17 protein-coding genes are annotated in these 20545 nt (G+C 70.9%); 6 read left to right on the top strand and 11 right to left on the bottom strand.

The annotated features are described in order from the left end of the window. Positions 1-904: 904 nt before the first annotated feature. Positions 905-2665, top strand: coding sequence for a sulfatase-like hydrolase/transferase (locus ACZ4N5_RS32140; RefSeq protein ID WP_467760574.1), 1761 nt, complete (start codon positions 905-907; stop codon positions 2663-2665). Positions 2666-2811: 146 nt separating this feature from the next. Here the strand turns inward: ACZ4N5_RS32140 and ACZ4N5_RS32135 are convergent, their stop codons facing one another. The 3 genes from ACZ4N5_RS32135 to ACZ4N5_RS32125 form a co-directional block, all read right to left on the bottom strand. After that, positions 2812-4368 carry an ABC transporter substrate-binding protein gene (locus ACZ4N5_RS32135; RefSeq protein ID WP_467760541.1) on the bottom strand — a complete coding sequence of 519 codons (1557 nt, stop codon included), beginning with the start codon at positions 4366-4368 and terminating at the stop codon, positions 2812-2814. A gap of 145 nt (positions 4369-4513) precedes the next feature. Next, positions 4514-5887: a metallophosphoesterase gene (locus tag ACZ4N5_RS32130; RefSeq protein WP_467760540.1), complete on the bottom strand. Its 1374-nt coding sequence runs from the start codon at positions 5885-5887 to the stop codon at positions 4514-4516. 17 nt (positions 5888-5904) lie between these two features. Then, complete coding sequence (locus ACZ4N5_RS32125; RefSeq protein ID WP_467760539.1) at positions 5905-6147, bottom strand: SCO4848 family membrane protein; 243 nt, start codon at positions 6145-6147, stop codon at positions 5905-5907. 112 nt (positions 6148-6259) lie between these two features. Between ACZ4N5_RS32125 and ACZ4N5_RS32120 the strand changes: the two genes are divergently transcribed. After that, complete coding sequence (locus ACZ4N5_RS32120; RefSeq protein WP_467760538.1) at positions 6260-7573, top strand: D-alanyl-D-alanine carboxypeptidase family protein; 1314 nt, start codon at positions 6260-6262, stop codon at positions 7571-7573. On the opposite strand, the gene ACZ4N5_RS32115 is transcribed toward ACZ4N5_RS32120, so the two are convergent. From ACZ4N5_RS32115 to ACZ4N5_RS32100, 4 genes are all read right to left on the bottom strand, one after another. Continuing rightward, positions 7527-8594: a YihY/virulence factor BrkB family protein gene (locus ACZ4N5_RS32115; RefSeq protein WP_467760537.1), complete on the bottom strand. Its 1068-nt coding sequence runs from the start codon at positions 8592-8594 to the stop codon at positions 7527-7529. The two genes, ACZ4N5_RS32120 and ACZ4N5_RS32115, sit on opposite strands and share 47 nt — an antisense overlap. Continuing rightward, the gene (locus tag ACZ4N5_RS32110; protein WP_467760573.1) at positions 8582-9043 is read right to left on the bottom strand and encodes a GtrA family protein; all 462 of its coding nucleotides are present in this window, start codon (positions 9041-9043) and stop codon (positions 8582-8584) included. Before ACZ4N5_RS32110 ends, ACZ4N5_RS32115 begins: the two co-directional genes overlap by 13 nt. 101 nt (positions 9044-9144) lie before the next feature. Then, positions 9145-10089, bottom strand: a complete 945-nt coding sequence (locus ACZ4N5_RS32105) for a decaprenyl-phosphate phosphoribosyltransferase (protein ID WP_467760536.1) — start codon at positions 10087-10089, stop codon at positions 9145-9147. Further along, positions 10082-10591, bottom strand: coding sequence for a phosphatase PAP2 family protein (locus tag ACZ4N5_RS32100; protein ID WP_467760535.1), 510 nt, complete (start codon positions 10589-10591; stop codon positions 10082-10084). Before ACZ4N5_RS32100 ends, ACZ4N5_RS32105 begins: the two co-directional genes overlap by 8 nt. 300 nt (positions 10592-10891) lie before the next feature. Here ACZ4N5_RS32100 and ACZ4N5_RS32095 point away from each other — a divergent pair, with 300 nt between their 5' ends. Both ACZ4N5_RS32095 and ACZ4N5_RS32090 read left to right on the top strand, forming a co-directional pair. After that, complete coding sequence (locus ACZ4N5_RS32095) at positions 10892-12241, top strand: FAD-binding protein (RefSeq protein ID WP_467760534.1); 1350 nt, start codon at positions 10892-10894, stop codon at positions 12239-12241. Positions 12242-12291: 50 nt separating this feature from the next. Then, a complete protein-coding gene (locus ACZ4N5_RS32090) occupies positions 12292-13047 on the top strand; it encodes a decaprenylphospho-beta-D-erythro-pentofuranosid-2-ulose 2-reductase (RefSeq protein ID WP_467760533.1) in 756 nt (251 codons plus the stop codon). A gap of 93 nt (positions 13048-13140) precedes the next feature. Here the strand turns inward: ACZ4N5_RS32090 and ACZ4N5_RS32085 are convergent, their stop codons facing one another. Continuing rightward, complete coding sequence (locus ACZ4N5_RS32085; RefSeq protein ID WP_467760532.1) at positions 13141-13722, bottom strand: 2'-5' RNA ligase family protein; 582 nt, start codon at positions 13720-13722, stop codon at positions 13141-13143. Positions 13723-13955: 233 nt separating this feature from the next. Beyond that, positions 13956-14969, bottom strand: a complete 1014-nt coding sequence (gene trpS, locus ACZ4N5_RS32080) for a tryptophan--tRNA ligase (RefSeq protein WP_467760531.1) — start codon at positions 14967-14969, stop codon at positions 13956-13958. 386 nt (positions 14970-15355) lie between these two features. On the opposite strand from trpS, the gene ACZ4N5_RS32075 reads away from it, so the two are divergent. After that, a complete protein-coding gene (locus tag ACZ4N5_RS32075; protein WP_467760530.1) occupies positions 15356-16102 on the top strand; it encodes a hypothetical protein in 747 nt (248 codons plus the stop codon). A gap of 95 nt (positions 16103-16197) precedes the next feature. Here the strand turns inward: ACZ4N5_RS32075 and ACZ4N5_RS32070 are convergent, their stop codons facing one another. Continuing rightward, complete coding sequence (locus ACZ4N5_RS32070; RefSeq protein WP_467760529.1) at positions 16198-17643, bottom strand: glycine hydroxymethyltransferase; 1446 nt, start codon at positions 17641-17643, stop codon at positions 16198-16200. Between the two features lie 406 nt (positions 17644-18049). Between ACZ4N5_RS32070 and rocD the strand changes: the two genes are divergently transcribed. Further along, positions 18050-19264 carry an ornithine--oxo-acid transaminase gene (gene rocD / locus ACZ4N5_RS32065; protein ID WP_467760572.1) on the top strand — a complete coding sequence of 405 codons (1215 nt, stop codon included), beginning with the start codon at positions 18050-18052 and terminating at the stop codon, positions 19262-19264. 76 nt (positions 19265-19340) lie between these two features. On the opposite strand, the gene ACZ4N5_RS32060 is transcribed toward rocD, so the two are convergent. Next, positions 19341-20525, bottom strand: coding sequence for a glutathionylspermidine synthase family protein (locus ACZ4N5_RS32060; RefSeq protein ID WP_467760528.1), 1185 nt, complete (start codon positions 20523-20525; stop codon positions 19341-19343). Positions 20526-20545: the final 20 nt, after the last annotated feature.

Raw genomic sequence — 20545 nt, 5'->3', positions numbered from 1 at the left:
ACGCCAGCGAGGTGAGACCGCCGACGCCAGTGGGCCGACGCCTCGGATGCGGTGCGGTGAGGCCGCCGACGCCGGTGGCGCGACACCTCGGGCGCTGGTGGGGCGAGGATGCCGGCACCCGCGGGGCGGGGGCGGCGACACCGGGCCGGTGACGCTCCCGGGTCTGCCGTGCAGGCCGGGACGGCCTCGCTCGCACCGCCGTGACCTGCGGGAACGAACTTGGGCAGAAGCTGACCGAAGCGGTTGAACACGGGCCGCCACGGCCCCGTACACCACGATGAGGGCGAATCGGTCTCTTCCGATCGGTGCGCCACGCCACCACCACGCATCGCACGGAAGGACCGCCGGGTTGTCGTTCAAAACGAGCTCTCGACAGCTGCCGAACACGGACGAGGCGCCTCCGCGCGACAAGCCGACGCCGGAGCCACTCGCGGACGCGGCCACGGATTCGGCCACGGAAGCGGATGAGGACGCCGCCGCCTCGGGCGAGGGGGAGGCAGCGGCCGAGGCGGCCCCCGAGATCACCCCGATCGACGGGGCCACCTCGATCCAGCCCGAACACCCGGACGGGACTCCGGCGGAAGCAGCCTCCGCTGAAGACATACCCGCCGCTGAGCACGAACCTGACGCTCCCTCGGCCGAGGGCGAGGCCGAGGACCCGGACGCGACTCCGACGGAAGCCGCCTCCGCTGAATCGACGGCCGCCGCCGGGAACGGTACCGGCACGGACGCCGACAGCGACGCCGCCCTGACCGAGGCCGAGGGCCCGGTAGAGACGGGTGCCGCCACCGATGTCCCCACCGACAGCTCCGCCGAAGCGGTCTCGGCCGAGACCGCCACCGAGACCGGCACCGCGACCGTGACCGAGGAACCCGCCGCGGTCGGCGCGGACGACGGCTCGGCCGTGTCCGAGGGCGCCGCGGAGAGCGGCGCCGACGCCCCGGCCGCGGCCGTCGGAGATGAGACCGGTGCCGGGGAGGAACCTCCTGGAGACGAGCCGCCCGCGCGCGGCCGGTGGCGCGGGTGGCGGGACCGGTATCCCGTCGCCGCCCGCACCCTCGCGTGGACCGCGACCGTCCTGGCCGCCGCACTCGTCCTGTTCGCACTGCTCATGCCGAACCAGGCGGACAAGTTCCAGCCGACCGAGTTCCTGCGTCTCCCGGTGGAGGCGATCTTCGGTGCCGCGCTGCTGATCGTCCTGCCCCGCAGGCCGCGGATAGCCGTGGCGGTGCTCGCCGGGCTCGCTCTGGGCGTCCTGACCATCCTGAACTTCCTCGACATCGGCTTCAACGAATATCTCGGGCGAGGCTTCAACGTCGTCCTGGACTGGTCGCTCTTCAGCGACGCGCAGGCCTACCTCCAGGACACGTTCGGCAACGGCGGCGCGCTCGGCATCGTGGGACTCGCCGTGGCGCTCGTGATCGCCGTACTGGTCCTCATGGCGATGTCGGTCGTCCGGCTGGCCAACCTGGTGGCCCGGAACACGGAGGCGGCTACCCGCACCACGCTGGTCCTGGCCATCACCTGGGTCACCTGCGCGGCGCTCGGCCTGCAGTTCACCGGGGTGCCCATAGCCTCCGAGGACGTCGCACTGGCCGTCCAGAACCGGGCGGACGGGGTGCGCAAGACGCTGCGGGACGAAGCCGAGTTCGCCAAGATCTCCAAGAAGGACAACTTCGCGAACACGCCGCCCAGCCAGCTGCTCACCGATCTGCGCGGCAAGGACATGATCATCACGTTCATCGAGAGCTACGGCCGCAGCGCCATCGAGGACCCGGTCATGGCACCGGGCGTCGACGCGACCCTGACCTCGGAGAACAACAAGCTGACCCAGGCCGGTTTCGCGGCGAAGAGCGGCTGGCTCACCTCGGCGACGTACGGCGGCAGCAGTTGGCTCGGCCACTCGACGTTCATGTCGGGCCTGTGGATCAGCAACCAGCAGCGGTACCGCACCGTGACCGCGGGCAATCACCTGACGCTGCCCGGCGCCTTCAAGAAGACCGGCGACTACGACACCGTGGGTGTCATGCCGGGCATCCAGAAGGCCTGGCCCGAGCAGAAGTACTACGGCATCGACAAGCTCTACGACGCCCACCATCTCGGTTACAAGGGACCGAAGTTCAGCTGGTCGACCATGCCGGACCAGTACGCCCTGACCGCGTTCGAGCGCCTGGTGCACAGCAAGAAGCACGACAAGCCGCTGATGTCGACGATCATCCTGACCTCGAGCCACCAGCCCTGGGCGCCGATCCCCAAGACGGTCCCCCAGGACCAGGTCGGCGACGGATCGATCTACGACGCCATCGAGAAGGCCGGCAACAAGCCCGCGGACATCATCACCAGCTCGCCGAAGTCGAAGGTGGAGTACGGCAAGTCGATCCAGTACTCGGTGACGAGTCTCATCGACTACCTGGTGAAGTACGGCAACAAGAACACCGTGCTGATCTTCCTCGGCGACCACCAGCCGATCGCCCGGGTCAGTGGCGACCACGCCAGCCGCGACGTGCCCGTCTCGATCATCGCCAAGGACCCGAACGTGCTCGACAAGATCGCCGACTGGGGCTGGACGGACGGCCTGCAGCCCGAGCACAACGCTCCGGTGTGGAAGATGGACGCGTTCCGCGACCGCTTCCTGACGGCGTACGGATCCACTCCGCACCCGTAGAGGGACCAATTGCTCATCCGCGGGCGGCGGTCACGGCGAGGGCCGTGACCGCCGCCGCGGCAGTTGCCCAGCGGGAGAACTCGCGTCGACCGTCGCGTTCGGAACGCGCGGTCAGCGGGCGACGGCCGTGCGGATCAAGGCAGTTGTCACAGCCAGCTCAGCTGCCAGAGTCGGAATACGCCGGTCCCGTCGGACAGATACTGGCCGCCGCCGATGTCCTCACTGCTGATCACGTAGTCCTTGCGCTGCCACAGGGGAATCAACGGAACGTCCTGGGCGACGATTTGCTGGAGCCGCCGGAACGCGTCCGTGGTACGGCTGCGGTCGCCGTCCTGCTGGGTCTCCTGGATCAGACGGTCGACGCCCTTGCTGCTGTAGCCGTTCTTCATGCTGTTACCGGTGCCGACGAGCGGCGAGCCGAAGGTGTCCGCATCGGGATAGTCGGCGACCCAGCCGACCGCCCAGGCGTCCAGCCCGCCCTCCGCGTAGCGCTTCTGGAACTCGGTCCACTCGAAGCCCTCGGTCGTGACCTTGAACAGTCCGCCCGCCTCCAGCTGCCGCTTGAGCTCGGCGGCCTCCTCGCCCGCGGCACCCCGCCCCTCGGCGAACCCGTAGGTGAAGCGCACCGGCAACGAGACCCCGGCCTCGGTCAGCAGGGCCCGTGCCTTCTTGGCGTCCGGTTTCGGATAGTCGTCGAAGAACGAGGTCGCGTGCCCCGTGATCCCCGCCGGGATCAGCCCGTACAGCGCGCCGGTGGTCCCCTTGTACGTCCGGTCGACCAGCTCCTCGCGGTCGATCAGCGAGGCGACGGCCTGCCGTACCCGCCGGTCGTGCAGCGGCGAACGCGCGCGCACGTTGAGGACGAGGTTGCGGGTCTCGGCGCTGTCGGCCTCCGTGACGCGCTGCGCGGGGTCGCTCGGCGAGAGCGCGGCGAGCACGGCGGGCGGCAGCTGACGGGCCGCGACGTCCAGCTGCTTGGCCTTCCGGGCCGTCTCCAGCGCCTGCGAGTTGGGGTAGTAGCGCAGCACGACGGGCCTGCCGAGGTCACCGATGGCGCCTTTGTAGCGGGGGTTGGGGGCGAGGACGGCCCGCGTGTTCTTCGTATACGCCGTCAGGACGTACGGCCCGGTGCCGTCGACGCCCATGTCGGTGCGCAGGCTGCGCCTGGGGTAGCGGGTGCTGTCGACGATCGACCCGGCGCCGGTCGCCAGCTTGAACGGGAAGGTCGCGTCGGGCGAGGACAGATGGAAGGTGACGGTCTGCCCGCTCGCGTCCACGCTGCCCAGGGTGGAGAGGAGGGAGGCGGGCCCCACCTCGTCGTTGATGCGCTTGACGCGGTCGAAGGAGAACTTCACGTCCCTCGCGGTCATCCTGCGCCCGCTCGCGAACGTCAGGTCGTCACGGAGTGTGCAGCGATAGGTGCGCAGTCCCGTGTCGGTGAACGCGCAGCTCTTGGCGGCGTCCGGAACAGGCTTGGCGCCGCCGGCTTCGAAGGTGAGCAGCGACTGGAAGACATTGCTGAACAGGGCCCAGGATCCGGCGTCGTAGGCACCGGCCGGGTCGAGCGACGTCACGGCGTCGGTCGTGCCCACCGTGATGGTGCGGTCGCGGTCCTCCTTCGCCGGCATCAGCTGCCAGCCGGCCACACCCACGCCCGCCAGGACGAGCAGCGTCGCCAGAATCCATAAGCGAACCGATCGCATCGGTGCCCTCCCCAGGCCCACCGCACGCCACTCCCCTAGTGACGCGGATCACCTAACCACAGGAGTTTCAGCCGGGGAAGGGAATCGGGAAGAGTGCGCCGGACCGGCGCAAACGATCATTTCCGGCCCGTTTCACAGCGGCCTCTCAGGCTTCGCGCGAGGCCAGCTCGACGACCGTGATGTCCGAGGGCGCGCCGACCCGGGTCGGCGGCCCCCAGGCCCCGGCGCCCCGGGAGACGTACAACTGCGTGTCGCCGTAGCGGTCCAGGCCCGCCAGTGTCGGGTTGGCCGCGGCCGCGATGAAGTTCCCCGGCCACAGCTGTCCGCCATGGGTGTGTCCGGACAACTGGAGGTCGACCCCGTGGCGTACCGCCTCATGGATCTGCACCGGTTGATGTGCGAGCAACACACAGGCCCGTGTCATGTCCCGGTCCCCGAGCGCCTTGCCGAAATCGGGTCCCTGCCCCTCGCTCTCGCCCTGCAGGTCGTTCACGCCGGCGAGGTCGAATCCGGCCAGCTCGGTCCGCGCGTTCTCCAGTGGATGGATCCCCAGCTCCCGCACCTCCTGGATCCACTGCTCGGCTCCGGAGAAGTACTCGTGGTTCCCGGTGACGAAGTAGGACCCGTGCCGGGCTCGCAGCTGAGCGAGCGGTGCGGCCGCGGGACCGAGGTCCTTCACGCTGCCGTCGACCAGGTCGCCGACGACGGCGATCAGATCGGGCTGTGTGGAGTTGATGGTGTCGACGACCTTCTGGGCGAACCCGCGCCCCAGCACCGGCCCGAGGTGGATGTCGCTCACGACGGCGATCCGGAAACCGTGGGCGGACCGGGGCAGTTTGGCGAGCGGCACGGTGACCCGCTTCACCGCGGGCCCGCGCAGGACGCCGTACGTCCCGTAACCCACGGTCCCCACCGCGACGGCCGCGGCCGCGCCACCCACGACTCGCGAGACGAAGAGCCGCCGCGACGGCGCACGAACGGCCCCCGCCGCTCCGGTCACTCCGGTCGCTCCCGCCGACCCGGGCGCCCCGGCCGGCTCCGCCGACTCCGCCGGTCCCGACCGTTCCGCCGGTGCCCGATGTTCCGCATGCTCCGACGAAGGCGACACGCCGGAGCGGGAACGTACGGTCGCGCGCGGCGCCGCCTGCTCGGCCGCGGCGGGGGTCGCGGTCCCGTCGGCCTCCTGGCGTCCGGCAGCCCGGCGCTCCAGAACCCACCGCAGGAGCGGCCGTACGACCTCCCCGGCAAGCAGCGCCAGGAGGAGGTAGAGGGCCAGCGCCATCCACAGGAACCCGGGCCAGGACAGCGTCTGCTGGAGCCAGAAGGGAGCCCCCGCACGCTCGCTCGCGACGGCGCCGATCATCAGCAGCGGTCCGGCGACGAAGACGGCCGTGCCCACCCGGCGGACCGCTCCGGGGCCGCTCGTGGTGTCCCGGATCAGCCGTCGCCAGGCGTACCGGTGCAGGCCGCCCAGCACGGTCAGCGCGGCCACGCCCGCCAACACGAACAAGATGACCATGACGCCGTATCCCCCCGTTAGGACGTCTGGCGCAAAGCGCGTACGCCGCGCAACCCAATGAGCCCGACGACCGTCCCCAAGACAAACGAAACGACGGCGAGCGTCAGATGCACCCAGAAGTACGCCGTCGGATCGCCCGCGCGATTGAACGCGAGCCCGCTGACGTCTGCGTACAGATTCTTAACGAAAGTGACCCAAATGACCCAACTCCACACCCCGAAGGCGAGCAGGAACCAGGACACGGGGCGGCTGAGCTTCATGCGTTCAGTATCACCGCCGCCCACCGTGATCCGGCGCCGGGGTGGAGAGGGCGAGACGGCTTCCCCGAATGGTGATGGGACTTCCGGTCACGACCCCTGTAATTTCTCGATCGTGTCTGCCTCGAAAAAGACCATCCGGCGATCCCTGTTGGTCGCTTCCGCCACCTTGTTGACCCTTTCGCTCACCGCGCCCGCGTTCGCCGACGCCGTCGACGACCCGACCCCGACGGAGAGCCCCACGGCCTCGCCGTCCGCCACTCCCCCGGCGAACATGTCGACCCTCGGCGGTGAACAGCTCGGCCGGCCCGGCAGTCAGGTGAACCTCGGCGACGGCGCCCCCGTCCTGCCCAAGGACATCACCGCCCGTTCCTGGATCGTCGCGGACGCGGAGTCGGGCGACGTCCTGGCCGCGCACAACGCGCACTGGCGGCTGCCCCCGGCGAGCACCCTGAAGATGCTGTTCGCCGACACGGTGCTGCCCAAGTTCCCGAGGACCACCCCGCACAAGGTGGTCCCCTCCGATCTGGCGGGCATCGGGGCGGACTCCAGCATGGTGGGCATAAAGGAGAACGAGACGTACACCGTCCACGACCTGTGGCTCGGTGTCTTCCTGCGTTCCGGCAACGACGCCGTTCATGTGCTGTCCGCGATGAACGGCGGCGTCGACGAGACGGTCAAGGACATGCAGGCGCACGCCGAGGACCTCCAGGCACTCGACACGAACGTGGTGAGCCCGGACGGCTACGACGCCAGGGGCCAGGTGTCGTCGGCGTACGACCTGACACTGTTCGCCCGTTCGGGTCTCCAGAAGAAGGATTTCCGGGAGTACTGCTCGACGGTGCAGGCGAAATTCCCCGGCGCGACGACCAAGAACAAGAAGGGCACGACCAGCCGCGCCTCCTCCGAGATCCGGAACACCAACCGGCTGCTCTCCGGTGACAGCGACATCACCGCGTACCAGGGCATCGCGGGCGTGAAGAACGGCAACACCACCAACGCGGGCGCCACTTTCACGGGTGTCGCCGAGCGCGGCGGCAAGGTGCTGCTCGTCACGGTCATGAACCCGGAGAAGAAGGAGCACAACGAGGTCTACAAGGAGGCCGCGCGGCTGCTCGACTGGGGATTCCAGGCCGCGGGCAAAATCCAGCCGGTGGGCGAGCTGGTCCCGCCCAAGGGCGTCGACACCACCGCTCAGCCGGGCGCGAAGGCATCGGGCGGCGCGAGCTCCGACCCGGGCTCCGCCACGAACTCCGCGAACGCCTCCACGAAGCCGGTGGCTGCCGCCACCGGCGCAACGAAGGGCGGTTCGACCGGCATCGGCGTCGCGCTCGGCATCACGGGCGGCTTCCTCGCTCTGCTCGCGGCGGGCATCTTCCTGGTCAACCGCCGCTGGCCGCTGCCGGACCTGATGCGCCGCCGCCGCTGACCACCCGGGGCTCCGGAGCCTTCGCGTTCTTCGGAGCCCCCGAGGTCCTCCGGCCCGCCGAGCCGGACGGTCCGGAGGAACCGGCCGGTTCCTCCGGACCGTCCGGTTCTCGCGAGCCGGACGGATCGTCCGGACCCGCCGGTTCGTCCGGACCCGCCGCTTCCTGTGCCGACTCCCCGCTCGGCGTCGCCGTCCAGGCGGCGGAGTACAGGAGCAGTTTCGACGTGAAGTTGATCCACAGGAGCAACGCGATCGGCACCCCGAAGGCGCCGTACATGCTCTTCGACGCCACACCTCGCATATAGCCGCTGAGCAGCAGCTTGAGCAGCTCGAACCCGACGGCGCCGATCAGCGCCGCGACGATCAGCCGACGGCGCGGCGGCTCGACGCCGGGCAGCAGCGTGAGCACGTACAGCAGGACCAGGAAGTCGGCGAGCACGGCCACCGCGAAGGCGATGACCTGGAGCAGCGTGCTCCCCCAGCCGTTCTCGTCGAGGCCCACGTGCCGCGCCGACCAGCCCATCGCCGTGGACGCGAGCGTGGAGACGACGATGGTGAGCAGCACGGCGCCGCCCAGACCGACGAGTACTCCGGCGTCCTTGAGCTTGCGCACGAAGGGGTTCTCCTCGCTGTCGGGCAGCTCCCAGACCGCGCGCAGGCAATCCCGCATCGAGCCGACCCAGCCGATCCCGGTGACCAGCAGCAGGGCGCCCGCGATGACCCCGATGGTGCCGGCGTTCTGGACGAGGCTGTGGATGTCCAGCTGGTCGGAGATGCCCGGCACCTGGTCGGCGAGCTTGTTCTGAAGGTCCTTCTGCTGCTGGCTGCTCAGCGTCGCGGCACCGATCGCCGCGGCCACGGTCAGCAGCGGGAACAGCGCCACGAAGCTGATGAAGGTCATCGCCGCGGCGAGCCGTGTCCATTTCACCCGGTCCAGCCGCTCGTACGACCGCCACGCGTGCGTGGCCATCAGGCCCACGACCAGGGGCCCCACGCCGGGAATCTTCTTCAGCCAGTCCATGATCCGACTCTGCCCTCGCCTCGGAAAACCAGTGACCGGGTACCCCAAAAACGCAGGACAGTGGCGAGCGCCATGCCGATTCCCGCGCCGGAGACGGTGTCCGCGCGCGGTGAGGTGAACCCGAGCCCGTAGTGACTGACGGCGAGGCACAGCAGCTGCACGAGCGCGCCCGCGATGTTGACCGCGAAGAAGACCACGTACGGGCGCGGGCCGCGGGCGGCCGCGTGCCGGTAGGTGCCGAGCGCGTTTCCGGCGTACGCCACCGAACAACCCGCCAGGAAGGACAGCGCCTTGGCGGTCAGCGGGTCAAGACCCACCGGGCCGCGCAGCCAGACGAAGAGGCCGAGGTCGGCGGCGTAGGCGAGGACACCGACCGCGGCGAAGCCGAGGAGCTCACTCAGGAACCGCTCCCGGAGGCGGCCGGCCCCGAGGACCACCACCGGTTCCATGACAGCAGGCTCCATGACAGCGGTCCCCGGGGCGGCGGGCGTCGCGACGACCGCCGGGCGGGCGACGGGGAGCCCGGAGCCGGGCCGGTCCCCGGCGACGCTCACCAGTTCGCCACCGCGAGCCCGTACATCGCCAGCCACACCAGGCCGATGAGGGCGAGCGGGCGGTCCCGCAGGACCACGTCCTCCGGCTCGCCCGCCGTGCCCCGGTCGGCGAAGACGGCGTAGCGCAGGACGGCCAGGATGAAGGCGACCATGGACAGCTGGCGCCACGGCAGCACGCCGGTGCTCGGCACTCCGCCCTCCTCCAGGGCCCACAGGCAGTAGCCGAGGACGGAGACACCGGCGGCCAGCTGCCAGACGAAGCGCAGGTAGCCGGTCGTGTACTCGGTGAGCAACGCGCGCGTGGCGCCCGCGTTCCCCGCCATCTGCACGGCTTCGGAGTAACGCTTCGCCGAGACCATGAACAGCGCCCCGAAGCCGGTGGTGATCAGGAACCAGCGCGAGAGCGGGATACCGAGGGCCAGACCGCCGATCATCGCCCGCATGAGGAACCCGGTCGTGACGACGACGAGGTCCACGACGAGCACGTGCTTCAGGCTGACGCAGTACGCCAGCTGCATGCCGATGTACGCGATCAGCAGCGCGCAGACGGCCGGCGGGCAGAACCAGGCGGCGGCGACGGGCACGAGGACCCCGAGGGTGCCCCCGACGGCGTACGCGACCGGGACGGGGACCTGGCCCGCGGCGACCGGGCGGTGGCGCTTCACCGGGTGGGCGCGGTCGGCGACGGCGTCCCGGGCGTCGTTGATCAGGTACACGGCGGCGGCGCCGACCGTGAACAGGACGAAGACCAGCGCGAGTTGGCCGAGCGCCTGCCGTGCGAAGAGCCGGCCCGCGGCGGCCGGGGCGGCCACGACGAGCACGTTCTTCACCCACTGGCGGGGACGCGCGGTCCTGACGAGGCCCCGGATGAGCCCGGTCAGGCTCCTGGGCGGCGGGGCGACGGCCGGGGTGCGCTCCAGGAGCGCCGTGCGCTCAGCCATGGCCGGCCCCGATCCAACGGGCGCCCAGTCCGGCCGCCGCGGCGCCCAGGACCGCGCCCGCGGCGACATCCGTGGGGTGGTGGACGCCGACGACGAGACGCGACAGGCACATCGCGGCGGCGAGCGGCGGGACGACGTACAGGCCGAGCGCGCCGTAGGCGACCGCCGCGGCGGCCGCGGAGGTGGCGTGCGAGCTGGGGAAGGAGTGCCGTCCGGCCGTGCGGACCAGGGGCTCCACATGCGTGGGACGCGGGCGGCGCACGATCCGCTTCACCCCCATGCTCGCGAGGTGCGCGGTGGCGGTGAGCGCCGTCGCGCGCGCCCACGCGCCGCGCCGCTCACGGTCGGCGGCCGCCCCCGCGAGGCCCACGGCGAGCCACAGCGCGCCGTGCTCCCCGCTCCCGGACAGGGCGCGCGCGACGGCCGCGACGCGCGGGTTCCTGCCGTACGCGTGGAATGCGGACAGCAGTCGACGGTCCATGCCATCGAGTCGGCGATCCATCTCTCTCCTTGCGTGGGAATCCCGGCCTGCAGGCCGGGCGGGAAACGCATCCTGAGTGCCGGAACCGTGAAGCGGCGCAGTGCGGTCAGGGCTTGGCCGTCATGAAACTCCTTGGAGTCGAGTGAGAGGCCCCCTCGTTCACGAGAGGGAGGAGCCACGCGATCCCACTCTTCTAGGGACGGATCGCAGAACTACGGTCATCTTTAACGACATCCCATTAATCACCCATTTCGGTGAGGACCCGTGAGGCCTGGGTAGATTGCCCCGTTGTGCCCCCTTGGCGGCGCTACGGTCATGGTCATGCCTGCCGACACCGTCTCCGTCACGGGTTGGGGCCGCACCGCCGCGACCACCGCCCGTCTGGTCCGCCCGCGCTCCTACGAGGAGGCGGTGACGGCCGTCCGGGAGTGCGGGGCACGCGGAGGGATCGCCCGGGGGCTCGGGCGGGCGTACGGCGATGCCGCGCAGAACGCGGGCGGGGCGGTGCTCGACATGACGGGCCTGGACCGGATCCACGCCATCGACGTGGGCGGCGGCACCGTCCTGTGCGACGCGGGGGTGTCCCTGCACCGGCTCATGGAGGTCCTGCTCCCGCTCGGCTGGTTCGTGCCGGTGACACCGGGGACCCGCTATGTGACCGTGGGCGGCGCGATCGGCGCGGACATCCACGGCAAGAACCACCACGGGTCGGGCTCGTTCGCCCGCCACGTCCTGTCCTTCGAGCTGCTGACCGCGGACGGCGAGATCCGGACGGTCGGACCCGGCACCCCCCTCTTCGATGCCACCGCGGGCGGCATGGGCCTGACCGGTGTGATCCTCACGGCGACCGTCCGCCTCCAGCCGGTGGAGACCGCTCTGATGTCCGTCGACACCGAACGCGCGGTGGACCTGGACGACCTGATGGCCCGTCTCACCGCCACCGACCACCGGTACCGCTACTCGGTCGCCTGGATCGATCTCCTCGCGCGCGGCGCACGGATGGGGCGTTCGGTCCTGACCCGCGGCGATCACGCGCCACTGGACTCGCTGCCCCCACGCGCGCGCAGACACCCGCTGGCGTTCCGCCCCTCGCGCCTGCCGGCGGCTCCCGCCTTCGTTCCGGAGGGACTCCTCGGGCGGACGACGGTGGGCCTCTTCAACGAGCTCTGGTACCGCAAGGCGCCCCGCGCGCGGACCGGTGAACTCCAGCGGATCCCCGCCTTCTTCCACCCGCTCGACGGGGTACCGCACTGGAACCGCGTCTACGGGCGCGGTGGCTTCGTCCAGTACCAGTTCGTCGTCGGACACGGCCGCGAGGAGACCCTGCGCCGGATCGTGCGGCGCATCTCCGAGCGCCGTTGCCCGTCCTTCCTCGCCGTCCTGAAGCGCTTCGGGGAGAGCGACCCGGGCTGGCTGTCCTTCCCCGTGCCCGGCTGGACGCTCGCGCTGGACATCCCGGCGAGCCTGCCGGGCCTCGGCGCCTTCCTCGACGAGCTGGACGAGGAGGTGGCGAGCGCCGAGGGCCGCGTGTACCTCGCCAAGGACGCGCGGCTGCGGCCCGAACTGCTGGCCGCCATGTATCCGCGGCTCGGCGCGTTCCGGTCCCTGCGGCAGGAGCTGGACCCGCGGGGAGTCTTCACCTCGGACCTGTCCCGCCGCCTGTGCCTGTAGGGCGCCCTTCCCTGCCGCCCGTCTTCGTTCCCTCGTCTCCAGGAGCTGTCATGAAGGACGCTTTCGGTATCCCCCAGTCCCTGCTGGTCCTCGGCGGCACGTCCGAGATCGCGCTGGCCACCGCGCGCCGGCTGATCACCCGGCGCACCCGCACGGTGTGGCTCGCGGGCCGGCCGACGCCCGCCCTGGAGGAGGCCGCCGAGCAGTTGCGCCGACTGGGGGCGGACGCGCGTACCGTCGCCTTCGACGCCCTCGATCCCGAGTCCCACGAGGCCGTGCTCGGCAAGGTCTTCGCCGAGGGCGACATCGACATGGCGCTGATGGCCTTCGGAGTGCTCGGCGACCAGGCCGTGGACGAGAAGGAACCGGTCGCGGCGGTGCGGGTCGCGCAGACCAACTACACGGGCGCGGTGTCGTCCGGCCTGGTGTGCGCGCGGGCGCTGCAGGCGCAGGGACACGGCTCCCTGGTGGTGCTGTCCTCGGTCGCGGGTGAACGCGCCCGCCGCTCGAACTTCATCTACGGCTCCAGCAAGGCCGGCCTGGACGCCTTCGCGCAGGGTCTCGGGGACGCCCTGTACGGCACGGGCGCGCACGTCATGGTCGTACGCCCCGGGTTCGTCCGTACGCGGATGACGGCCGGTCTTGCGAAGGTGCCGCTGTCGACCACTCCGGAGGCGGTGGCCGCGGCGATCGAGCTGGGGCTGCGGCGCAGGTCCGAGACCGTGTGGGTGCCGGGGGCACTCAAGATGGTCATGTCGGTGCTGCGGCACACGCCACGAGCGGTGTTCCGGCGACTGCCGATCTGAGGTTCCGCCGAAGGGCGGGGGGCCACGGAGGCCGGGACGCCGTGGCCCGGGAATCCCGGAGACCGGGACCCGGGAGCGGACGGGCCGGTCGTCCTAGAACGCCGGCAGGGTGGTGTCCCGCTCGGGCGCGGACGCCTGCGGGGGCACCACGGCGCCGCCGAAGACGAACTCGCGGAGCTTGCGCCACACGCCGTCGGCGCCCTGTTCGTAGAGCGCGAATCCGGTGCAGGGCCACCCGGCCTCGTACCCGGAGAGCGCCTCGAAGGCGTGGTCCATCGCCTCGTCGTCGATGCCGTGCGCCACGGTGACGTGCGGGTGGTACGGGAACTGCAGCTCGCGGGCGACGGGTCCCGAGGCGTCCCGGACCTGCTTCTGCAGCCAGGCGCAGGCCTCGGCGCCGTCGGCCACCCGTACGTACACGACCGGCGACAGGGGGCGGAAGGTGCCCGTGCCGCACAGCCGCATCGGGAACGGGCGCCCGGCGGCCGCGACCTCGACGAGGTGCGCCTCGATCGCGGGCAGCGCCGAGTCCTCGACCTCGGTCGGCGGCAGCAGGGTGACGTGCGTGGGAATGCCGGAAGCCGCGGGGTCGCCGAAGCCCGCGCGCCGCTCCTGGAGCAGGCTGCCGTGAGGCTCCGGGACCGCGATCGACACGCCGATCGTTACGGTCCCCACGTCGTCTCCTGTCGTTGTCGATGGTCTGGGCTGTTCGGTTCGGTGGTGCTGCGCGGGCGGAGGCGGTTGCTCGGTCCGCCCGGCTTTCGACTGTACGGCGGTATGACCCGCAATCGCCCGCCGCACGAGTGTCGCGCTCGTCTCGTACTGACTGCCGAAGGTGCTGTGGTAGGGGGCCGTGCCGCCGCCGTTCGGCCGGGGCACGGCCACGCATACGGTGGCGGCCTCGGCCGTCAGTGCTTGGCGGGCAGGAATCCGACCCTGTCGTACGCCTGGGAGAGGGTCTCCGCGGCGACGGCGCGCGCCTTCTCGGCGCCCTTGGCCAGGATCGAGTCGAGTGTCTCCGGATCGTCCAGATACTGCTGGGTGCGCTCCCGGAACGGCGTCACGAAGTCGACCATGACCTCGGCGAGGTCGGTTTTCAGCGCTCCGTAGCCCTTGCCCGTGTACTTCTGCTCCAGTTCGCCGATCCCGGTCCCCGTGAGCGTCGAGTAGATGGTCAGCAGGTTGCTGATACCCGGTTTCGCGGTCGTGTCATACCTGATGACGGTGTCCGTGTCGGTGACCGCGCTCTTGACCTTCTTGGCGGTCGCCTTCGGGTCGTCGAGCAGATTGATGAGGCCCTTCGGCGTCGACGCCGACTTGCTCATCTTGATCGACGGGTCCTGGAGATCGAAGATCTTCGCCGTCTCCTTGAGGATGTACGGCTTGGGGATCCTGAACGTCTCGCCGAAGCGGCCGTTGAAACGCTCCGCGAGGTCGCGCGTGAGCTCGATGTGCTGGCGCTGGTCCTCACCCACCGGGACCTCGTTGGCCTGGTACAGCAGGATGTCCGCGACCTGGAGGACCGGGTACGTGAAGAGGCCGACGCTCGCGCGGTCGGCGCCCTGCTTGGCGGACTTGTCCTTGAACTGCGTCATGCGGGCGGCCTCGCCGAAACCGGTGAGGCAGTTCATGATCCAGGCGAGCTGCGCGTGTTCGGGGACGTGGCTCTGGACGAAGAGCGTGCAGCGCTCGGGATCGAGACCGGCGGCGAGCAACTGCGCCGCGGCGAGCCGGGTGTTGGCACGCAGTTCCGCGGGGTCCTGCGGAATCGTGATCGCGTGCAGGTCGACGACCATGTAGAACGCGTCGTGGGACTCCTGGAGCGCCACCCACTGACGGACGGCACCGAGGTAGTTGCCGAGGTGGAACGAGCCTGCCGTGGGCTGGATTCCGGAGAGCACGCGAGGACTGTCAGAGGCCATGTTCACCATTCTCTCAGGTGCCGGGGCCCGCTCCGGAACTGGCCGGAAAGAGATGGGACCCGGGCGGGCCGGCGCTGCGGTTCCGGGAACCGCGCCTTCCGGGCCTCCGGCTCGTCAGCACAGAAGGTGACCGATTCGCTCACCTGAGCAGCTTTCTGACACTCACTGTCATGGAAGTGCAACGGTGAGATGACGTTCCGGCTGGAGGGGGTGTTTTCGAGGTCACCGGCGCTTAAGAATGCCGAACCGCCTGGTAACCGGATTCGGCAGGGCGGAGCGCTGCTCGGACGTCGCCGTCGAGGGGGACCCCGGCGTGTCCAGCGGTGCACCCAGAAATCGGCACAACGGCGTGCTGGTCGGCTCTACGCCGGCCGGTTGGGGGTTCCATGCGCGGGCTTCGTGAACTGGTCACGGTGGTGGGGGCGCTGGCGGCGACCGCCGCGGCGGTGGTGTCGGCGGCACCGTGCGCCGTGGCCGGCCCGGCGGCGAGCCGGCCGGTGGTCTCACCGGCGGTCCGGGAGAGCGCCGCTCAGCGCTCCACGGGGGACAGCCCGGACGTCGCCCTGACCATCGCCGGCGACACGGGACGGACGACCACCCTGCACAACGAGGACCCGGACTTCGGACGGCTGTGGCGGCTGCTGTCGCCCCGGTACACGGGAACGGAGAAAGCGCCCGACGGGTGGAAGGACGGCCACCTCCCCGAACCGCAGGCCACGGTGATCTGGGGGGTCACGGGTCCCGGGGACGGAACACAGACCGCCCATCGGACACGCGACGGTGATGTCATCATCGAGCGCCAGGACCAGGTGTACCTCGCCCTGGACGGTACGCCGTGGGTGCGGTCGAATCTGTCGCCGGACTCGATGAACCACGACATCCGCTGGCATCCGGCGCCGCGCTCGGTGTTCGACGAGCTGATGAAGGACGGAAGGCTCTTCGGCTCCGGGTCGGCCGGGTCCGCCGCCAGGGTGGAGGTGGACCCGGCGTTCTGGGCGGTGCCCGGACTCGCGGCGGGCGTGGCGCTCGGCGCCGGGGCCGCGTGGTTCATCTGCCACGCGGCGGTCCGGGCCCGGCGCGAGAATGCCGGGCCGCTGCTGGGGCCGCACCAGGAGCTGATCGAACTCCCGTGACCGGCCGACCCGGCCCGAGCTGCCTCGGGTCGGACGGCCCGTGCTCGCTCCGGTCCGGTCCGGCGCCGGGTGAGGTCCGGCGCCGGTGCCGTGCGTCAGCCGAGGTCGATCTCCGGGTAGAGCGGGAACGGAGCCAGCAGGTCGGTGGCGCGGTGCGCGATCTCGTCGGAGATCTTCGCGTCCAGGACGTGCTGGGCCTTGGACGGGGCGCCCTTGGCGGTGGTGCCGGGCTCGGCGGCGGTGAGGACGCGGTCGATCAGACCGGCGATCTCGTCCATCTCGGTCTGGCCGAGACCACGGGTGGTCAGCGCGGGGGTGCCGATCCGGATACCGGAGGTGTACCAGGCGCCGTTGGGGTCGGCGGGGATGGCGTTGCGGTTGGTGACGATGCCCGAGTCGAGCAGGGCGGACTCGGCCTGGCGGCCGGTCAGGCCGTAGGAGGAGGCGACGTCGATGAGGTTGAGGTGGTTGTCGGTACCACCGGTGACCAGGGTGGCGCCGCGGCGCATCAGACCCTCGGCCAGCGCGCGGGAGTTGTCGACGACGGCCTGGGCGTAGTCGCGGAACTCGGGGCGGCGGGCCTCGGCGAGCGCGACGGCCTTGGCCGCCATGACGTGCGGAAGGGGGCCGCCGAGCACCATCGGGCAGCCGCGGTCGACCTGCTCGGCGAGGGTCTCGTCGCACAGGACCATGCCGCCGCGCGGGCCGCGCAGCGACTTGTGCGTGGTGGTGGTGACGATCTGGGCGTGCGGGACCGGGTCGAAGTCACCGGTGAGGACCTTGCCCGCGACCAGACCGGCGAAGTGCGCCATGTCGACCATGAGGGTGGCACCGACCTCGTCGGCGATCTCCCGCATGATGCGGAAGTTCACCAGGCGGGGGTAGGCGGAGTAGCCGGCGACAAGGATCAGCGGCTTGAACTCGCGGGCGGAGGTGCGCAGGGCCTCGTAGTCGATGAGACCGGTGGCGGGGTCGGTGCCGTAGGAGCGCTGGTCGAACATCTTGCCTGAGATGTTCGGGCGGAAGCCGTGGGTGAGATGGCCGCCGGCGTCCAGGGACATCCCGAGCATGCGCTGGTTGCCGAACGCCTGTCGCAGTTCGGCCCAGTCGGCCTCGGAGAGGTCGTTGACGTTGCGGACGCCGGCCTCGGCGAGGGCCGGGGCCTCGACCCGGGCGGCGAGGACGGCCCAGAAGGCGACGAGGTTGGCGTCGATGCCGGAGTGCGGCTGGGCGTAGGCGTGCTCGGCGCCGAACAGTTCGCGGGCGTGCTCGGCGGCGAGTGCCTCGACGGTGTCCACGTTGCGGCAGCCGGCGTAGAAGCGGCGGCCGACGGTGCCCTCGGCGTACTTGTCGCTGAACCAGTTGCCCATGGCCAGGAGGGTGGCCGGGGAGGCGTAGTTCTCGGAGGCGATCAGTTTGAGCATGTCGCGCTGGTCGGCGAGTTCCTGGCCGATGGCGTCGGCGACGCGGGGCTCCACGGCCCGGATCACGTCGAGGGCGCTGCGGAAGGCGGTGGACTCGGTGGAAAGGGGCTCTGGCATGACGGCCTCCGGACGTGGCGTTCAGCGTTCACGGGTCGGCCCAGGCGCACGGCACTCGGTTGCCACGACTCCCCGCCCGGACACTCCGGGCCCCTCACGACGGTCTGCTTCTCCGTTCAGAGGTCCGGGGATCGCCCCGGGAAAGCCACAGCGTGGGTGCCGCTCCCCGATGGTCGGTCCCATCCCAGCGCGCCAGTCACGGCCCCGCCGGTCAGCCTACCGGGCGCGCCGGATCACCGGGGTCCCCCGTCCACCATGCGAGCGACGATAGGAAATAGGCCACCAGCCCGTCCCCGCGCGGGCGACACGTCCCCGCGCCCGGGGAGAACGCGCCGTGCGGCGTGCCGGAGAAGGCCGCTCCACTCCCCGGTGCCGCTCGTCAGAGAACGGAGATCCCGTGACCGCCATGGATGCCAGGGAGACGACGGAGGCGTTCATCGCCTCGGCCGAAGCGCACAGCGCGCACAACTACCACCCGCTGCCGGTCGTCGTGGCGACGGCGGACGGAGCCTGGATGACGGATGTCGAGGGGCGCCGCTTCCTCGACATGCTGGCCGGATACTCGGCGCTGAATTTCGGCCACGGCAACCGGCGGCTGATCGAGGCGGCGAAAGCCCAGATGGACCGGGTGACGCTGACGTCGCGGGCGTTCCACCACGACCGGTTCGCGGACTTCTGCCGGGAGCTGGCGGCGCTGTGCGGCATGGAGATGGTGCTGCCGATGAACACCGGGGTGGAGGCGGTGGAGACAGCGGTGAAGACGGCCCGGAAGTGGGGGTACCGGGTCAAGGGCGTCCCCGCCGAGATGGCGAAGATCGTGGTCGCGGGCAACAACTTCCACGGGCGTACGACGACGGTCATCAGTTTCTCGACGGACCCGGAGGCACGGGCCGACTTCGGCCCGTACACACCGGGATTCGAGATCGTGCCGTACGGGGACCTGACGGCCATGCGGGCGGCGGTCACGGAGAACACGGTGGCCGTCCTGCTCGAACCGATCCAGGGGGAGGCGGGGGTGCTGGTGCCGCCGGCCGGTTACCTGCCGGCCGTGCGCGAGCTGACGCTGGAGCGCGACGTGCTGTTCGTCGCGGACGAGATCCAGTCGGGGCTGGGGCGGACCGGCCGTACGTTCGCGTGCGAGCACGAGGGTGTGGTGCCGGACGTGTACGTCCTCGGGAAGGCACTCGGCGGCGGGGTGGTGCCGGTGTCGGCGGTGGTGTCGAGCGCGGAGGTGCTCGGGGTGTTCCGGCCCGGGGAGCACGGCTCGACGTTCGGCGGGAATCCGCTGGCCTGCGCGGTGGCGCTGGAGGTGATCGCGATGCTGCGGTCGGGCGAGTACCAGCGGCGGGCGGCCGAACTCGGTGAGCATCTGCACCGTGAGCTGGGCCTGTTGAAGGACTCCGGTCATGTCACCGCGGTGCGCGGGCGCGGGTTGTGGGCGGGCGTCGACATCGCCCCGTCGTACGGCACGGGCCGGGAGATCTCGGAGAGGCTGATGGACCGGGGCGTCCTCGTGAAGGACACCCACGGCGTCACCGTCCGGATCGCCCCGCCCCTGGTCATCGGCAAGGAGGACCTGGACTGGGGGCTGGCCCAGCTGCGCGCCGTGCTGGGGGCGTAGACACAGGGCCCGCCCCGGCCCTGCCGGGACCGCGGGGACATGCCAGGACCCGCCCCGGACCCGCCCGGACCCGGCGCTAGAGGATCACGTGGGGCAGGAAGCGGGCGTACTCGTCCGTGATCGGACCGGAGGACTCCCGGATGCCGAGGCCCGCCGACTCGTCCTCGACGACCCAGGCGCCGAGGACGACACGGTTGCCGTCGAAGGACGGGAGCGGTGCCAGCTCCTGGTAGCAGCAGGCCTCTTCGCGTACGACGGGCGCGGCGCCGGGTTCGTGGATCGTCACGCCGGCGCCCTCGCGGCCGAGAAGGGGCTTGGCGACGTACCCGTTCGTACGGGCCAGCTCGCGGGGGCCGTCGAGGTAGGCGGGGAGGAGGTTCGGGTGGTCCGGGTAGAGCTCCCAGAGGATGGCGAGGAGGGCCTTGTTGGAGAGGAGCATCTTCCAGGCCGGCTCGATCCACAGGGTCGTGCCCGTGCCGCCGCCGTTGTCGAGGGTGTCCAGGACATGGTCGGCGAATTCGTCGGAGGCCAGCCATTCCCAGGGGTAGAGCTTGAAGCAGCTGCGGATGAAGCCGAGTCTGTTGTCGACGAAGCGGCCGGAGAGCGGGTCCCAGCCGATCTCCTCCATGGAGATCCAGTCGGTGTCGAGGCCGGCCTGTTCCGCGGTCTCCTTGAGGTAGGCGACCGTCATCAGGTCCTCGCCGAGTTCGTCCTCGGCGGAGTGCGCGAAGTAGAGCGGGCTGCCCGGCGGGAGGAGGGCGCCCTGTTTCTTCCAGGCGGCGACGAGGCGTTCGTGGAGGGAGTTCCACTGGTCGGCGCCGGGGAAGCGGTCCTCCATCCAGAACCACTGGGGGCTCGCGGCCTCGACCAGCGAGGTCGGCGTGTCGGCGTTGTACTCAAGGAGCTTCGCCGGGCCCGTGCCGTCGTAGCGGAGGTCGAAACGGCCGTAGACGGACGGGAGTTCGGCACGCCGGTGCCAGGCCTCGGCGACGGCCGCCGCGACCCGCGGATCGTCGATGCCGAGGTCGGCGAAACGTCCCCGCTCGACGATGTGACCGGCCGCCGTCAGGCACATGGCGTGCAGTTCCTCGACGACCTCCTCCAGCGCCTCCACCTCGGGCAGCGAGAAGGCGTAGTAGGCGCTCTCGTCCCAGTAGGGGCGCAGGGAGTCGTCGGGATGGCGGGTGAGCGGGTAGACGAGCCCTTGCTGCTCGACGGTCCGCTGCCAGCCGGGGCGGGGTGTGATGGTGCGGCGTTCCATGGGGGTGTGCGTTCTCTGTT

It is taken from the genome of Streptomyces sp. NPDC026500 (assembly GCF_055567635.1).
The sequence above is the reverse complement of the archived record's forward strand: the minus strand, read 5'-3'. Positions and strand labels throughout refer to the sequence as shown.

Excerpts from the sequence above, each read along its gene's own strand:
- ACZ4N5_RS32125 (WP_467760539.1), bottom strand. The coding sequence starts at position 6,147 with ATGAAGCTCAGCCGCCCCGTGTCCTGGTTCCTGCTCGCCTTCGGGGTG.
- ACZ4N5_RS32135 (WP_467760541.1), bottom strand. The coding sequence starts at position 4,368 with ATGCGATCGGTTCGCTTATGGATTCTGGCGACGCTGCTCGTCCTGGCG.
- ACZ4N5_RS32110 (WP_467760573.1), bottom strand. The coding sequence starts at position 9,043 with ATGGAACCGGTGGTGGTCCTCGGGGCCGGCCGCCTCCGGGAGCGGTTC.
- ACZ4N5_RS32060 (WP_467760528.1), bottom strand. The coding sequence starts at position 20,525 with ATGGAACGCCGCACCATCACACCCCGCCCCGGCTGGCAGCGGACCGTC.
- ACZ4N5_RS32090 (WP_467760533.1), top strand. The coding sequence starts at position 12,292 with ATGAAGGACGCTTTCGGTATCCCCCAGTCCCTGCTGGTCCTCGGCGGC.
- rocD (WP_467760572.1), top strand. The coding sequence starts at position 18,050 with ATGGATGCCAGGGAGACGACGGAGGCGTTCATCGCCTCGGCCGAAGCG.
- ACZ4N5_RS32100 (WP_467760535.1), bottom strand. The coding sequence starts at position 10,591 with ATGGATCGCCGACTCGATGGCATGGACCGTCGACTGCTGTCCGCATTC.
- ACZ4N5_RS32070 (WP_467760529.1), bottom strand. The coding sequence starts at position 17,643 with ATGCCAGAGCCCCTTTCCACCGAGTCCACCGCCTTCCGCAGCGCCCTC.
- ACZ4N5_RS32095 (WP_467760534.1), top strand. The coding sequence starts at position 10,892 with ATGCCTGCCGACACCGTCTCCGTCACGGGTTGGGGCCGCACCGCCGCG.
- ACZ4N5_RS32075 (WP_467760530.1), top strand. The coding sequence starts at position 15,356 with ATGCGCGGGCTTCGTGAACTGGTCACGGTGGTGGGGGCGCTGGCGGCG.
- ACZ4N5_RS32130 (WP_467760540.1), bottom strand. The coding sequence starts at position 5,887 with ATGGTCATCTTGTTCGTGTTGGCGGGCGTGGCCGCGCTGACCGTGCTG.
- ACZ4N5_RS32105 (WP_467760536.1), bottom strand. The coding sequence starts at position 10,089 with ATGGCTGAGCGCACGGCGCTCCTGGAGCGCACCCCGGCCGTCGCCCCG.
- ACZ4N5_RS32115 (WP_467760537.1), bottom strand. The coding sequence starts at position 8,594 with ATGGACTGGCTGAAGAAGATTCCCGGCGTGGGGCCCCTGGTCGTGGGC.
- trpS (WP_467760531.1), bottom strand. The coding sequence starts at position 14,969 with ATGGCCTCTGACAGTCCTCGCGTGCTCTCCGGAATCCAGCCCACGGCA.